We start from the raw sequence: 15,045 nt of genomic DNA on the forward strand, positions 1-15,045 counted from the left end.
GTCCGGCATCGATTGACGATTTGCCCGGTTGATCTTCTTTCAATAATTGTTTCCATATGATACAAGGCAGCATCCAACCGTCAACCGACAGGAGTTTATCATGACAATCAAAGCGCCGATCGGCCAGAGCGTGCCACGCATTGAATATCTGAAGGTCAAGAATTATCGTGCGCTATGTGATCTCGAATTGAAGGATATTACACCGTTCACTGTATTTCTCGGGCCGAACGGCAGCGGCAAGTCAACCATCTTTGACGTGTTTGCTTTTCTGTCGGAGTGCTTCGTCACCGGTTTGCGCCGGGCATGGGACAAACGAGGGCGTTTCCGGGAATTGCGGACACGGGGGGAAGAGGGACCTGTCGTTATTCAATTGAAATACCGTGAAAAACCAAGGCTGCCTGTTGTCACCTACCACCTTGCAATCGATGAGAATTCGAAAGGTCCTTATGTTGCGGAAGAATGGCTGCAGTGGCGCAGAGGCGGCCACGGCAAGCCTTTTCGGTTTCTTGACTTTGGAAAAGGCCGGGGGCGGGTCATTTCGGGGGAATTGCCGGATGATCGGGACGAGCGAATCGACGAGCAGCTGGATTCCCCGGAAATGCTGGCCGTCAACACCCTGGGACAGTTTGCCAAGCATCCTCGTGTCAGCGCACTGCGCAGGTTCGTCACGGGCTGGTATCTTTCCTATCTGAGCGCCGATACCACGAGGGGGCTTCCGGAAGCCGGGCCGCAGGAGCGCCTGAGTTCCATCGGCGATAATCTCCCGAATGTAATCCAGTACCTGAAAGAACAGCGACCGGATCGACTGGACCAGATTCTGAAAACGCTTTCCGCCAGGGTCCCGCGGCTGGAGAAGGTTGAGGCGGAGCCGATGCAGGATGGGAGGCTCCTCCTGCAGATCAAGGATGCGCCGTTTGAGCGGCCGGTATTGGCCCGTTTTGCCTCGGACGGTACCTTGAAGATGCTGGCTTATCTTACTTTGCTGTATGACCCGGAACCGCCGCAACTGATCGGGATAGAGGAACCGGAGAATCAGTTGCACCCAAGGCTGTTGCCTGAATTGGCCGAAGAATGCAGAAATGCTGCAGCAAGATCCCAGCTATTCATTACGACGCATTCGCCCTACTTTGTGAACAGCCTGCGACCCCGGGAACTATGGGTTCTCTACCGCGACGAACGGGGTTTCACTCAGGCCAGGCGGGCGTTCGATATGCCGGGTGTCAACGCTTTCATGGAGAACGGCGCACAACTGGGACAATTGTGGATGGAAGGGCATTTTGACGTCGGTGATCCGTTGAACGGTGCCGGCGGTCCAAAGAGCAGGCCGAAGCTCCTGCACCGATCGGTGAAGGAGTAAAGCATCCATGCATGTTGAATTCCTGGTGGAGGAATACTCGGCGGAAGAAGCACTAAGGAACATTCTTCCTCTGATTCTTCAAGGGAAGATGACCTTTGATATACATGCTTTCAATGGGAAACATGATTTGTTGGCCTGTCTGCCGAATCGGCTGAAAGGCTACCGGGCATGGTTACCGGAAGATTCCCGGATTGTTGTTCTGGTCGATCGGGACACGGACGATTGCTATAAATTGAAGGCTGAACTGGAAAGGATGGTTCGCCAAGCCGGCTTCACATCAAAAACGGCCGCGGCGGTGAGCGGACAGTTTGAGGTTTTGAACCGAATCGCGATTGAAGAGTTGGAGGCGTGGTTCTTTGGTGATCCAATAGCGCTGAAAGAGGCATATCCGAGGGTATCCGGCAATATTGGCAATAGAGCCCCGTATCGCGAACCTGACGCGATTGCCGGTGGCACATGGGAGGCATTGGAACGCGTTTTGATGAAAGCCGGCTATTATCCCGGTGGAATGCCAAAGGTGGAAGTGGCAAGAAATATTTCAAAGAACATGCAACCCCTCCGAAACACTTCGAAAAGCTTTCAAATTTTCAGGGATGCACTTCATGAACTATCTCCCGGTGCATCGTCTTGAATGGAAATGATTCTCCAGGTTTCCTGAAAGAAAAATCCCGGTTCAGTCTTCCAAGCGATTTCAGCATTTGTTGAAATGCAGGTATTGATTGAAATTCATGGTTGATAACGGATTGATGATCTGATGAAAGTGGCACCCATGAAACAAGTCGGATGGGATGGCCAGCCATGAACGTCCGGATCATCAATCTTCACCCGGGGTGCGAGAACAACGCCCTGTTTCTTTCCCGGGCACGGCGGTACTTCGAGCGGAACGGCCACCAGGTTGACGGAGAGAGGGAGGCGGACCTGGTTTTCGTGGGGGCCTGCGTCGTGACCGACCGGATGCGCCGGCGTTGCGAGGAGGCCATCGCCGGGGCTATGCAAAGCCATCCACAGGCGCGCATCGTTGTCTTCGGCTGCCTGGCGGCCTTTCCCGCGGATCTGCAGGCGGCCCTCGGCAGGGATGCAGACAGGGTTCGATTCATCCCGTACCAGGCGAGTGCTGAGTTGGATGCTTTCATCGGGGCGTGCGTCCCGTTCGAGGCCGTCCACGTCTCGCGCCTGGACGGGCACCGGCCCTACCAGCCCTGCATGGGACCGGACGACCGCTATCTCCTGATCGCCCAGGGGTGCGTCAACGACTGCAGCTACTGCAGCATCCGCCTTGCCAAGGGACGGGTCCGGAGCCGGCCGGCGGAGGAGATCGAAGCGGATGCCCGCGAGCTGTATGAAGAGGGCGTCCGGACCGTGACCTTACTCGCGGACGACTGCGGCTCCTACGGTCTCGACCGGGCCGACGACCTGCCGGGGCTGCTCGGGCGGATCTGCGGAATCGCCCCGGACCTCCGGATCAAGCTCTACACGGTGTTTCCGGCCCTGTTCCTGAACTACGCCGATCGGCTGGAGCCGTTTTTCGCCGCCGGCCGCATCCCCTATGTCTGCCTGCCGACCCAGTCCGCCTCGCCGCGCATCCTGGCCCTGATGAACCGCCGCTACGACCCGAGTTGTCTGTCGGATGCGGTTCTCCGGATCCGCTCCCTCGATCCCGGCGTCTTCGTCTATTCCCACTTCATCTTCGCGTTTCCCACGGAGACCTGGGAGGAACTGGCGGAGAGCGTCTCCTTTGCCGGCCTGTTCGACCACTCCGTCTTCATCGGTTACGGCGGAAACCGGGCGACCCGGGCGGCGGCCCTGGCCTCCCGGTACGACGACCGGGACCGGCAGGCGAAGGCGGATTACCTGGGGCGGCTGGCGGCGGAAGGGAAGCTTGCTTCGTTCGTGGTGCCCTATGCCTGATCCCGGCGCATCTCAGAAGCCCGGCATCTTCGTCTTCAACCCGAGCCGGCGCTGCGCCCCCGGTGCATACCTCTTCACCCAGGCGGTCCGCTTCTTCCTCCTGAACGGTCACCCCCCCGTGAGGGACGTCCGGGAGGCCGGGATTATCCTTGTGAACTCCTGCTGTGTCACGGAGGGGAAGATCGCCACGTCCCTGGCGGCGCTGGAGGTGGCGAGGGCTCACGGGAAGGGGAAGACCGTGGTTTTCCTCGGCTGCCTGGCCGGCCTGCCGGATGCCCCGTTCGATCCGGAGGGGGTGCTGTGCATTGGTCCGAAGGAACTGGACCTTCTCGATGCGCGCTTCCCCCACCGGATTTCCGTCCGGGCGGCCGCGGCGAGCCGCCTGCCGCCGGAGTTTTTCCTGTCGGGCCAGCACCTCGGACCGCAGGACTCCTTCCTCTTCATCGGCCAGGGATGCGTCAACGGCTGCTCCTACTGCAACATCCGCCGCGCGAAGGGCGGCCTGGCCAGCGTGCCCGTCGATTCGATCCTCTCCCGGGCCCGGCGCGGGCTCGAACAGGGCGTGCGCGATTTCGCCCTGCTGGCGGACGACTGCGGCAGTTACGGCCGGGACGTCGGGAGCGATCTGGTCGATCTTGCCGGACGTCTCCTCGGGCTGGACGGCGGCCTGACGCTCAAGCTTAGCTACGTGTTTCCGGCTTTCGTGGAGGAGCGCTTCGACGATCTGGCTCCCCTCTTCGCCACCGGTCGTATCCGCTACGCCAACATCCCGCTCCAGTCGGGCTCGCAGCGCATCCTGGGCCTGATGAACCGGCGCTATCCGATCGGCCGGGTCGTGGAGCGCGTGCAGCGGCTCCGGGAGATCGCCCCCGGGTCCCTCCTCTGCACGCACGTCCTCGTCAACTTTCCCACGGAGACCCGGGAGGACTTCCGGGCGTCCCTCGCCCTGGCGGACGCCTTCAACGACACGTACTTTCTCCACTATTCGGACAACCGGGGGACCCCGGCGGCCCTGCTGGAGCCGAAGGTCCAGACGGAGGAGGCGCTGTGGCGGCTGGACGCCGCCGCGGACTACGTAAACGCCCGGGGGAGGGGGGTGGTGATCCGGGATTTCGACTGCGACCTGCCCTACAACCTCAGCCGGGATCGGGGTGCCTGACATGGCCCTGCCGCTCATCAAAGTCGTCCAGCTCACCCTCACCAACCGCTGCCAACTGAACTGCGGGCACTGCGGGGTGGCGGAGCTCCGGAGCGTCATGCCCGGCGAGCTGACCCTGGAGCAGATCGACGACGTCTTCCGGGACCTCCGGCTGGCGGGCTGCCTGGTGGTGGACCTCTTCGGCGGCGAGCCGACGCTCCGGAAGGACCTGTTCGAGATCATCCGGCGCGGGAAGTCCTCCGGATTCATGATGTCCCTGGAGACGAACGGCTGGCTCCTGGACGGGGCCTTTGTCCGGGGACTGGAAGCGGCGGGCCTGGACCAGATCTACCTCAGCCTGGACGATTATCGCCCGGAAGAGCACGACCGGCGGAGAGGGAGGGCGGGGAGCTTCGAGCGGGCCGTCCGGGCGCTGGAGCTGGGTGCGGCGACCTCCATGGCCGTGCATGTCTCCATCGTGCCGCAGACGGCCGAATTCTTCACCGGCGGCGACATGAACCGGTTCATGGCCTTCGTCCTTGAGAAGGGAGCCGGGAAGGTGCGGCTCCTCCTGCCCCGCTTTTCCGGCCGGTCGGCCCGTCCCGACGGATCCCCCTTTGCCGCGCGCCGGGAGCGGGATCTCTTCGCCTGCATCGCCCCGGAGTACGCCCCCCACATTTATGTTCACACGCCGGGGACGCCGGTGGGGGAGACGAACAAGTGCACGGCCAAGAACATCTTCTGCCACATCATGAGCAACGGCTGGATCGCCCCCTGCCCGTACCTTCCCCTCGTATTCGGCGACGCGACGCGCGAGTCCGTGGTGGAGGTGTTCGAGCGGATGCAGTCCCATCCGCTGGTCCGGCTGGGCGGGGACACCTGCCCGATGCGGAACCCCGACTACATCGAGGAGCACATCCGGCCCATGGGCCCGGGGCGCCCCTTCTATCCCATCGCCTCGGAAAACCAGGTGAACCTTGGCGCCCCCTGCCCGCCGGACTGCCGCGGCTGCGATGCCGCCGGAAGGCCGTCGCGCAGGCCCGCCGAGGCGGTGATCCGCGACCTTCAGGCCGTGGACCCGAACTACCGGAGCATCGAGTTCTACGGCGGGGACGCGCTACTCCGGGCCGATCTGATCGGCATCCTCGGCAGGGTTCCCTCCGGTGCGGACATCCGCCTCTGGACGACGGGAAGCTGGCTGCCGGAGGATCCGGGGTTCCGGGAACGGCTGCGCTCCTTTCCCGTCCGCGCCATCCGGGTGATGATGCCTCTGGACGATGCGGGGACGCCGGGTGGCCTTGGGGGCGCCCTGGGACGGATCCGGTCCGTTCAGGGGCTGGGCATCCCCGTCCATCTGTACATGCCCGCCGACGCCCCGGCGGAGCTGCACCGGGTGATGGCCGAAAACGCGGTCCGTCTGGGGGTGGAACGGATCTATCTCTTTCAACGCGATCCGGCGGCGCCGCTGCCGAACGCGGCCGCCTGTTTCGGCAGGGCCTTGGGCCGGGCGCGGCTGGCCTGGACCGCCCGCCCCCCGGCATAGGTCAAATGCATTTAGGGGATGGAAATGGAAGAATGCCTTGCCTTCCTGGGCGGTGGAACGGCTCGAATTTACGGGACGATGCCTGATCGTGATCCAGGCGGGGGGAGTTTTTCGTTGTGTTTTGGAAGACGGATAGGTATACGGCCATACTGATCGTCCGGAAACACCCGGCCTTCGCGTAGAGGGATCATCGGCGGGGGCCGCAGGAATCCACGCTGGGAGGGAAGGTTCCGAAATGCAGGAAATCTTGACGGCCGTCACCTACCTGGTGGTCTGGCTCCTCTGTGAGCGGGTCATCGGGATCGAGAGCGGGCTGGTGAACCTGATCATCTCGCTGGGGGCGGCCGTGGGCGTTTATGTCTTCATCGCCGTCCGGGAACACCGCAAGAAGAAGGAAAGCGGAGACCAATAGCAGACGCAAGCGGATCCGGAACGACCCGGCGGGCCTCCTTATTCTTTGACGGGAGAAGCTCCCCGGCCATTGACCGGACGCTCCGTATGCGGGTCCATCCACAGCCGGTGTCGCGGACCCGCCGCATCAATCCCCCATCACGAGCACCTTCGCCCCCCGGATCTTTCCTTCCTTCAATTCCACCAGAGCGCGGTTCGCCTCCGCCAGGGGATACGCCTGCACCTCCGGCCGGATGGGAATCTCCGCCGCCATGGCCAGGAATTCCGAGATGTCCCGCCGGGCCACGTTGGCCACGCTTTTGATCTCCTTCTCCATCCAGAGATGCTCGGGATAATGGAGAGCGAGGAGAGCCGTTTTGTCACCCTCCTCCTTGCGGATCGCGTTGATCACCAGGCGGCCTCCCGGGGCCAGGTTTCTCATGGCCTCCACGACGGGCCTCCAGGCCGGCGTCGTGTCGATGACGGCGTCGAGCCTCTCCGGGGCTGTATCGGCGGTATCCCCCGCCCAGACGGCGCCCAGTTCCCGGGCGAAGGCCCGCTCCCGATCGCTCCGGGCGAAGACGAAGACGGGCGTGTCGGGGAAGCGGTGCCGCACCAGCCGCAGCACCAGGTGGGCCGAGGCGCCGAATCCCGTCAGGCCGAGGCGTTGTCCGTTCCGCAGGCCCGTCAGCCGGAGGGACCGCCAGCCGATGGCCCCGGCGCACAGGAGCGGAGCCGCCTCGACGTCGGTAAAGGCCGGCGGCAGGGGATGGACGAAGGCCTCCGGAACGGTCATGTATTCCGCGTACCCTCCATCCGTGTCCCGTCCCGTCGCCTCGAAGCCCGGGCATAGATTTTCGTTTCCCTCCAGGCAGAACGAGCAGCGGCCGCAGGCCCGGTAGATCCAGCCGACACCGACCCGTTCTCCGGCTGGAAACCGCTCCGCCCCGCGTCCGTGCCCGACGACCCGGCCGACCACCTGGTGGCCCGGGATGACGGGGAAGCGGGGCGGCGTCGTCCGGCCTTCGATCTCGTCCAGTTCCGTGTGGCAGACGCCGCAGGCGGAGACCCTGAGAAGGACCTCCCCGTCGCCCGGCTCCGGATGGGGTACATCTGCGGGCTCCAGGGGCGCGGGGTTCTCCCGAAGACTGGATATGCCCTTCAGGATCATCGCCTTCATGGGAGTTTCTCTACTTTCCTTTCTTCATGGCCAGCTTGATGGCTGTGAACAGCCCCTTTTCCCGGATGGCCTTCGCGGCGATCCCCCCGGGGGTGATCTCGAAGAACTTCTCCCCGTAGTGGGCGAGCCTGTCCTCGTCCAGAACGATGCCGAGGCCGGGTCCCTTCGGGAGTTCCACGGTGCCTTCGGGCGAGACCCGGATCGGCTCCGCCAGGATCCCGTCCCGGTACTCGGGGATCCAGGCGGGCGGTTCGTAAGGGTACTCGAGGGGGTGCTTCCGGGGGCTCGCGGCATAAAGATGCAGATTGATGAGGAAGCCGAGGCCGTTCGTCCAGGTGTGGGGGCTGAAGTCCAGTCCCTGAGCCATGCAGGCGTCCAGGACCTTCTTCGAGTCGCCGATGCCGCCGCCCATGGTGGCGTCGGGCTGGTAGATGTCGAAACTCCCCTTTTCCAGCATGATCCTGTACTCCTGCCAGCCGGCGTTGAGCTCCGCCCCGGCAATGGGGACGAGCGCCAACCGGCGGAGCTCCGCCAGCTCGTCCCAGGCGTACATGTCCAGGGGCTCCTCAAGCCAGGAGACGTTCAGGTCCTTGCAGGCCCGGGCGAACCCGGTCGCCCGCTCGAGATCCCAGATCGGCGGCTTTTCGATGATCGTGACAGGCCAGCCCTGGTTGGCGTCGACTCCGATTTCCATTGTGTCGCCGACCGCCCGGCGAACCGCCTCCACCTGGGCGATGTCCTCCTGGATCGTGGCGCTGTGGACCCGGAGCTTCACCGTCCGGAAACCCATCTCCCGGAGACGGAGCACCTCCCCGGCCCGCTGTGCCGGTGGATGGACCTCGCCGGTGGAGGCGTAAACGGGGACGGGCCGGTCATCTGTGCCGCCCAGGAGCGCCCACACGGGCTTTCCCTCCGCCTTGCCCCGGATGTCCCAGCAGGCCGCCTCGATCCAGTAGTTCCGCCAGCCCAGGTAGCCGACCTCCCGGAGCCGCCGCCGGACGAGGTCGATGTCCGTCGGGTCCAGGCCGATCAGGTACGGCCCGATGAGGCCGCCCAGGCCTTCCCGCTCCCGCTCGAAGGCCATGCCCGCCGCCAGGCCCTGGAGCCCCCCGTCGGTGGTGAGGCGGATCAGGGTGAAGCGGTTCACCGTCTGTGGATAGCCGGGGATCCAGGACGGCCAGAAGGGCTTGGGAAGGGGAACGGCGACGTGAAAGAGCTCAATGCGGTCGATTTTCATGGCAGCCTCCTTTTTCTGCGGAGAGATTGTAATCATGCTCCGGCCTGAACGGCCGTTGCGCAAAGGGTCGAAAACCGGGGACGGGCCGGTCAGGCGATGCGCCCGATCAGTTCCGCCAACTCCTCCCGGCTGAACCGGTAGACGGTCCGGCAGAACTGGCAACTCACCTCGGCCTCTCCCCGCTCCTCCAGCATTTCTTTCAGCTCCTGAACTCCCAGGCTGACCAGCACCCGTTCGATCCGGCTGCGGCTGCAGGAGCACCGGAGCGTCAGGGGCTGCGTCTCCAGGATGCGGAACGGGATGTCGGAGAAGATGTCCCGGAGCAGGTCTTCCGGTGTCTTTCCCTGCCTGAGCAGGGTGGTTACGGGGGGCATCGCCTCCAGGCGGGAGGCGATGCGCTCCACCGCGTCCGGATCCGGCGGGGGGAGCGACTGGACCAGGAATCCCCCGGCGGCCGACACGCGGCCGTCGGCCTCCACGTACGTGCCCAGGGCAACGGCGGAGGGGATCTGCTCCGAATCGAGGAGGTAGTGGGCGATGTCCTGGGCGATCTCGCCGGAGCAGAGGCGGACGATCCCCTGGTAGGGTTCCTTCAGGCCGAGGTCTTTCAGGACCGTCAGGAAACCGTTTGTTCCCAGGGCCCCGGAGACGTCCAGCTTGCCTTCCCGGTCCGGCACATCGGCGCCCGGATTCTGGACGTATCCCCGGACATGACCGTTCCGTTCGGCCTCCGCCACGATCCTGCCCAGCGGGCCTTCGGCCTCGAACTTCAGGGCCACGCTCTGTCCTTCCTTGAGAAGGGAGGCCAGGAGCGCCCCGCCGGTGAGGGCCCGTCCAAGGGCGGCGGCGGCGACGGGAGAGGCCCCGTGACGGCCGGCGGAGCGGGCGGCCGGTTCCGTGGTGTCGCAGGCCAGGGCCAGAATTGCGCCGTCTTCGGAAATGGCCCGGACCAGGCGGCTCCCTGCAGGTTCCTTTTGTATAGATGATTTTGTCATGATTTCCGCCGTGGCGGCAATGGGCGTTTCGCGTCTCTCCGGGGGCTTCCGCGGGCGGCCGCCGCGCCTCGGGGATGTAACAAAAAAACCTTTATGTTGCAAGTGGTTGTTCTTCTTCGGGGGGTGTGTATCCGGGTTCCCCGGAGGGGTGAAATCGACTTGACAGAACGCCCTAATCATGGTAGCGGCACCGACGGTTCAGCCCCCATCAACAGGTGGCTGGGTGTCAAGCATGTTCTCTCAATAAGGTCCGCATTCCCGCCCATTTCAGATTCAGGATCTTCCCCGGGCGCGATGACGGGACGGACGCAAACATTCTGAGATATCCCGAGGTGGTGTCCAGTGGCTCAATCAAATGAAAAAATCGGTGCGGTCATGGTGGTGGGATCCGGTATCGCCGGCATTCAGGCGTCCCTGGATCTGGCGAACTCAGGCCTGAAGGTCTACCTGGTGGAAAAAGGGATCAGTATCGGCGGCGTCATGGCACAGCTGGACAAGACCTTTCCCACCAACGACTGTTCCGCCTGCATCCTCTCCCCGAAACTGGTGGAAGTAGGCCGCCATCCCAACGTGGAGATCCTCACCCGGCGGACCGTGGAATCCGTCGAGGGCGAACCGGGCCACTTCAAGGTCCGAATGACGAAGGCGCCGCGCTTCATCGACCTCTCCAAGTGCACCGGCTGCGGCGACTGCGCCAACGTCTGCCCCATCTCGGTACCCTCCGACTTCAACGAGAACCTGAGCGAGCGGAAAGCCACCTACCGGCATTTCCCCCAGGCCATTCCCAGCGGCTTCGCCATCGACAAGCTCGGCACCTCCCCCTGCAAGGCGAGTTGCCCGACCCACATCAGCGTCCAGGGGTATGTCGCCCTCATCGCTACGGGGAAATTCAAGGAAGCCCTGAAGCTCATCAAGAAGGACAACCCGTTCCCCATCGTATGCGGCCGGGTCTGCAACCACCCCTGCGAGACGGCCTGCATGCGCGGCAAGGTTGATGAGCCCATCGACATCATGCACCTGAAGCGCTTCGTCGCCGACCTGGACCTGAAGGACGAGACCCGCTACATCCCCGAGAAGAAGGAGAGCAAGGGGAAGAAGGTGGCCATCGTCGGCGCCGGGCCCGCGGGCCTCACCTGCGCCTACTACCTGGCTGCCGAAGGCTACGACTGCGAGGTCTTCGAGTCCCTGCCCGTGGCGGGCGGCTGGCTGGCGGTCGGCATTCCCGAGTACCGTCTCCCCAAGGACGTCCTGAAGGCCGAGATCAAGGTCATCGAGGACCTGGGGGTCAAGATCCATCTGAACAGGCCTGTGGGCAAGGATCTCCCCTTCGCCCAGCTCCAGAAGGACTTCGATGCCGTCTTCATCGGCTGCGGCACCGTCAACAGCAGCAAGCTGAACATCCCCGGGGAGGACATGCAGGGCGTCATCCACGGCGTGGATTACCTGAAGCGGGTGAACCTGGGCGAGAAGGTCTTCCTGGGCGACAAGGTCGCCGTCGTCGGCGGCGGGAACGTGGCCATGGACGCCGTCCGGACGGCCATCCGTACGGGCTCGAAAGACGTCTTCATCCTCTACCGCCGGTCCCGGGCTGAAATGCCCGCTTCTCCGGAGGAGATCGAGGAGGCCTTGGAAGAGGGCATCAAGATGGAATTCCTCGTGGCCCCCAAGCGGGTCGTCGGGGAGAACGGAAAGGTGACGGGCATCGAGTGCACCCGGATGGAACTGGGCGAGCCCGACGCCAGCGGCCGTCGGCGCCCCATCGAGATCAAGGGCTCCGAGTTCGTCGTTCCCTGCGATGCCCTGATCCCGGCCATCGGCCAGGAGGCGGACCTTGATTTCGTTCCCGCCGAGAGCGGCATCTCCATCAACAAGTGGAAAAACTTCGACGTCGACGCGGTCACCTTCGCGACGAACGTCCCCGGTGTCTTCGCCGGCGGCGACGTGGTCACGGGACCCCAGACGGTCGTCAAGGCCGTCTTCGCCGGGAAGGAAGCGGCCGTGTCCATCGACCGGTATCTCCAGGGCGAGGACATGGCAGCCGGACGGGCGAAGGACTGGACGAAAGATCTGGCCGACAAGGCCGACGTGAGCGCCGTTCCGAAGGCTCCCCGGGCGAAATATCCGCACATGAAGCCGGACGAGCGGAGGACCAATTTCCAGGAAGTCGGCATCGGCTTCGGCGAGGAAGAGGCCGTCCGCGAGGCCCAGCGCTGCCTGGCCTGCGGCATCTGCTCCGAGTGCTATCAGTGCGTCGACGCCTGTATCGCGAAGGCGATCAACCATGACGATACCTTCGAGGAAGAGACCATCGAGGTCGGGGCCGTCATCGCTGCCCCGGGCTTCGAGACCTTTGATGCATCCATCCGCGGCGAGTATGGATTCGGCACCTACGCCAACGTTGTGACGGCGATCCAGTTCGAGCGCATCCTCTCCGCGTCGGGTCCCTACTTCGGACACGTCCAGCGCATCTCCGACGGCAAGGAGCCCCGGAAGATCGCCTTCATCCAGTGCGTGGGCTCCCGGGACACCTCCTGCGGCAACAGCTGGTGCTCCTCCGTTTGCTGCATGTATGCCACGAAGGAGGCCATCATCGGCAAGGAGCACGCCAAGGACCTGGAGCCGACCATCTTCTTCATGGACATCCGGGCCCACGGCAAGGACTTCGACCGGTTCGTCAACCGGGCGAAGAACGAGTACGGGATCCGTTACGTCCGCTCCATGCCCTCCAGCGTGAAGGAACTCCAGCAGTCCAAGAACCTGCTGATGAAATACGTGACCGAGGACGGCAAGCTTGTCGAGGAAGAGTTTGAAATGGTGGTCCTCTCGGTCGGTCTGACGCCTCCCCCGGAGGCGGCGAAACTTGCCAAGGCTCTGGGAATCAATCTCGAAGAGCACGGCTTCTGCCAGACCGCCCTCGATAACCCCGTTCAGACCAGCCGGAGTGGCGTCTTCGTCTGCGGCGCCTTCGGCGGGCCCAAGGACATTCCCGAGACGGTCATGGAGGCGTCGAGCGCCGCGGCCTGCGCCGCCGGCCTCCTGTCGGAGCGCCGGGGTACGATGATCACCGAGGAGGAACTTCCCCTGGAGTCGGATATCCGCGGGGTCGGCCCCCGGACGGGCGTTTTTGTCTGCCACTGCGGCATCAACATCGGCGGCGTGGTCAACGTTCCGGAGGTCGTCGAGTACGCCAAGAGCCTGCCCAACGTGGTCTTTGCCACGGACAACCTCTTCACCTGCTCCCAGGATACAGCCGTGAAAATGGGCGAGGTCATCAAGGAGCAGAACCTGACCCGCGTCGTCGTCGCCTCCTGCTCCCCCCGGACCCACGAGGGGCTCTTCCAGGAGAACTGCGAGAAGGCGGGACTCAACCGCTACCTCTTCGAGATGGCGAACATCCGGGACCAGGATTCTTGGGTTCACATGCACGAGCCCGAGGCGGCCACCGAGAAGGCCAAGGACCTGGTGAGGATGTCCATCGCCAAGGCCCAGTTCCTTAAGCCCCTGAAGCCGGGTCAGCTGAACGTCAACAAGAACGTCCTCATCATCGGCGGCGGGCTGGCGGGCATCACGGCGGCCCTCTCTTTCGCGGACCAGGGATTCAAGTCCTACATCGTAGAGAAGAAACCGTCCCTCGGCGGCAACTATGCAAACCTTTACTTCACCCTCGAAGGCCTGGATACGAAGAAGCACCTGACGGGCCTGATCGATCGCGTGAAGAAGAACGACCTGATCACGGTCTTCACGGGAACGGAAATCGCGAAGATCGAGGGCTTCATCGGCAACTACAAGACCACCGTCAAGACGAAGGACGGGGAAGAGCAGTTCGAGCACGGAGTGGTCATCGTGGCCACCGGCGGGTACGAGCTGGAGACGAAAGAGTACCTCTACGGCCAGTCGGACCGCGTCCTGACCCAGCGGGAGCTCGAGAAGCTGATCGCCGAGAAGGATGCCAAGGCGGCGGCGGCCAAGAGCGTCACCATGATCCAGTGCGTTGGTTCCCGCATCCCCGAGCGGCCTTACTGCAGCCGCTACTGCTGCTCCGAGGCGATCAAGAACGCCCTGAAGCTCAAGGAAGCGGACCCGGAGAAGGACGTCACGATTCTCTATCGCGACATCCGGACCTTCGGCCTCAAGGAGGACTACTACAAGAAGGCCCGCGAGCTGAACGTCAAGTTCGTCCGCTACGATGAGGACCGGAAGCCCGAGGTCAGGACCGAGGGTGACAAGGTGGTGATCCGCCTGCTCGACCCCATCCTCAACGAGACGGTGGAGTTCAAGACGGATCTCCTGGCCCTCAGCGTCGGTACCGTTCCGAACCCGGAGAACGAGGAAATCGGAAAGATGCTGAAGGTGCCGACCAACCAGGACGGGTTCTTCCTGGAGGCCCACGTGAAGCTCCGTCCGGTCGATTTCGCCACCGACGGCGTCTTCATGTGCGGCATGTCCCACGCGCCGAAACTGAGCGAGGACTCCATCGTCCAGGCCAACGCGGCGGTCTCCCGGGCCTGCACGATCCTCACGAAGGACTTCATCGAGGCCGAGGGCAAGACGGCCTATGTCAACAAGGAGCGGTGCGCCGCCTGTGGGCTCTGCGAGGTCAACTGCCCCTTCAGGGCCATTGCCGTGGACCTCGCCGAGGGGTGCGCGGTGGTCAACACCGTCCTCTGCAAGGGCTGCGGGGTCTGCACAGCCTCCTGCCGCATGAACGCCGTGGACCTGAACGGCTTCAACAACGAGGAAGTGCTGGCGCAGATCGCTGCCATGTAGCGCGATAGCAAGGATTGAATCCCAATAGAAACGGAGCCGATATGTCTGGACAAGAAGCCAAGGGAAACTGGGAGCCGAAAATCGTGGCCATCGTCTGCAACTGGTGCACCTACGCCGGGGCGGACCTGGCCGGGATCAGCCGGATCCAGTATCCCCCGAACGTTCGCATCATCCGCGTCCCCTGCACGGGACGGATCAATCCCTTTTACGTCGTGAAGGCCCTCCAGGAAGGGGCCGACGGCGTTCTGATTTCCGGCTGCCACCCCGGGGAATGCCACTACCTGACGGGCAACCTCTCGGCCCGGCGGAAATTCGCCGCGCTGAAACGTTTCCTTTCCTACATCGGCGTGGAGGGAGACCGGACGATCTTCACCTGGGTGTCCGCCTCCGAAGGGGAGCGGTTCGCCAAGGTCATCAAGGGAGTGACGGAGCGGGTGACCTCCCTCGGTCCGGCGAACAAGCTGGTGAAGAAACTCTAAGCCGCGCGGGCCGTCCCGGATGATCTGGAGATCCATATCCGGAACGGTTGT

11 protein-coding genes and 1 pseudogene are annotated in these 15,045 nt (G+C 63.6%); 9 read left to right on the forward strand and 3 right to left on the reverse strand.

The features are described from left to right. Window positions 1-100 precede the first annotated feature (100 nt). From PLO63_09135 to PLO63_09160, 6 genes are all read left to right on the forward strand, one after another. On the forward strand, window positions 101-1,357 hold the full coding sequence (locus tag PLO63_09135) for an AAA family ATPase (protein ID HOI74297.1): 1,257 nt from the start codon (window positions 101-103) through the stop codon (window positions 1,355-1,357). Between the two features lie 7 nt (window positions 1,358-1,364). Continuing rightward, the gene (locus PLO63_09140) at window positions 1,365-1,988 is read left to right on the forward strand and encodes a DUF4276 family protein (GenBank protein HOI74298.1); all 624 of its coding nucleotides are present in this window, start codon (window positions 1,365-1,367) and stop codon (window positions 1,986-1,988) included. Window positions 1,989-2,155: 167 nt separating this feature from the next. Next, window positions 2,156-3,265: a radical SAM protein gene (locus tag PLO63_09145; GenBank protein ID HOI74299.1), complete on the forward strand. Its 1,110-nt coding sequence runs from the start codon at window positions 2,156-2,158 to the stop codon at window positions 3,263-3,265. Beyond that, the gene (locus tag PLO63_09150) at window positions 3,258-4,424 is read left to right on the forward strand and encodes a radical SAM protein (GenBank protein ID HOI74300.1); all 1,167 of its coding nucleotides are present in this window, start codon (window positions 3,258-3,260) and stop codon (window positions 4,422-4,424) included. Before PLO63_09145 ends, PLO63_09150 begins: the two co-directional genes overlap by 8 nt. A gap of 1 nt (window position 4,425) precedes the next feature. Further along, window positions 4,426-5,946 (forward strand): radical SAM protein, encoded by a 1,521-nt coding sequence (locus PLO63_09155; protein ID HOI74301.1) that lies wholly within the window; start codon window positions 4,426-4,428, stop codon window positions 5,944-5,946. 235 nt (window positions 5,947-6,181) lie between these two features. Next, a complete protein-coding gene (locus tag PLO63_09160; protein ID HOI74302.1) occupies window positions 6,182-6,358 on the forward strand; it encodes a hypothetical protein in 177 nt (58 codons plus the stop codon). Between the two features lie 126 nt (window positions 6,359-6,484). Here PLO63_09160 and PLO63_09165 read toward each other — a convergent pair whose 3' ends face one another. The 3 genes from PLO63_09165 to hslO all read right to left on the reverse strand — a co-directional run bounded on the left by PLO63_09165 (window position 6,485) and on the right by hslO (window position 9,748). Then, window positions 6,485-7,516 carry a zinc-dependent alcohol dehydrogenase family protein gene (locus tag PLO63_09165; protein ID HOI74303.1) on the reverse strand — a complete coding sequence of 344 codons (1,032 nt, stop codon included), beginning with the start codon at window positions 7,514-7,516 and terminating at the stop codon, window positions 6,485-6,487. Between the two features lie 10 nt (window positions 7,517-7,526). Beyond that, complete coding sequence (locus PLO63_09170) at window positions 7,527-8,753, reverse strand: mandelate racemase/muconate lactonizing enzyme family protein (protein HOI74304.1); 1,227 nt, start codon at window positions 8,751-8,753, stop codon at window positions 7,527-7,529. Window positions 8,754-8,842: 89 nt separating this feature from the next. Continuing rightward, window positions 8,843-9,748: an Hsp33 family molecular chaperone HslO gene (hslO, locus tag PLO63_09175; GenBank protein HOI74305.1), complete on the reverse strand. Its 906-nt coding sequence runs from the start codon at window positions 9,746-9,748 to the stop codon at window positions 8,843-8,845. Window positions 9,749-10,072: 324 nt separating this feature from the next. On the opposite strand from hslO, the pseudogene PLO63_09180 reads away from it, so the two are divergent. The 3 genes and pseudogenes from PLO63_09180 to PLO63_09190 all read left to right on the forward strand — a co-directional run bounded on the left by PLO63_09180 (window position 10,073) and on the right by PLO63_09190 (window position 14,994). Further along, window positions 10,073-10,534, forward strand: a pseudogene (locus tag PLO63_09180) (FAD-dependent oxidoreductase). A gap of 12 nt (window positions 10,535-10,546) precedes the next feature. Next, window positions 10,547-14,515, forward strand: coding sequence for an NAD(P)-binding protein (locus tag PLO63_09185; protein ID HOI74306.1), 3,969 nt, complete (start codon window positions 10,547-10,549; stop codon window positions 14,513-14,515). A gap of 41 nt (window positions 14,516-14,556) precedes the next feature. Beyond that, entirely contained in the window at window positions 14,557-14,994 is a 438-nt protein-coding gene (locus tag PLO63_09190) for a hydrogenase iron-sulfur subunit (protein ID HOI74307.1), read from the forward strand. Window positions 14,995-15,045: the final 51 nt, after the last annotated feature.

It is taken from the genome of Syntrophales bacterium (genome assembly GCA_035363115.1).
GTDB lineage: Bacteria > Desulfobacterota > Syntrophia > Syntrophales > PHBD01 > PHBD01.

Excerpts from the sequence above, each read along its gene's own strand:
- PLO63_09135 (HOI74297.1), top strand. The coding sequence starts at position 101 with ATGACAATCAAAGCGCCGATCGGCCAGAGCGTGCCACGCATTGAATAT.
- PLO63_09140 (HOI74298.1), top strand. The coding sequence starts at position 1,365 with ATGCATGTTGAATTCCTGGTGGAGGAATACTCGGCGGAAGAAGCACTA.
- PLO63_09145 (HOI74299.1), top strand. The coding sequence starts at position 2,156 with ATGAACGTCCGGATCATCAATCTTCACCCGGGGTGCGAGAACAACGCC.
- PLO63_09150 (HOI74300.1), top strand. The coding sequence starts at position 3,258 with ATGCCTGATCCCGGCGCATCTCAGAAGCCCGGCATCTTCGTCTTCAAC.
- PLO63_09155 (HOI74301.1), top strand. The coding sequence starts at position 4,426 with ATGGCCCTGCCGCTCATCAAAGTCGTCCAGCTCACCCTCACCAACCGC.
- PLO63_09160 (HOI74302.1), top strand. The coding sequence starts at position 6,182 with ATGCAGGAAATCTTGACGGCCGTCACCTACCTGGTGGTCTGGCTCCTC.
- PLO63_09165 (HOI74303.1), bottom strand. The coding sequence starts at position 7,516 with ATGAAGGCGATGATCCTGAAGGGCATATCCAGTCTTCGGGAGAACCCC.
- PLO63_09170 (HOI74304.1), bottom strand. The coding sequence starts at position 8,753 with ATGAAAATCGACCGCATTGAGCTCTTTCACGTCGCCGTTCCCCTTCCC.
- hslO (HOI74305.1), bottom strand. The coding sequence starts at position 9,748 with ATGACAAAATCATCTATACAAAAGGAACCTGCAGGGAGCCGCCTGGTC.
- PLO63_09190 (HOI74307.1), top strand. The coding sequence starts at position 14,557 with ATGTCTGGACAAGAAGCCAAGGGAAACTGGGAGCCGAAAATCGTGGCC.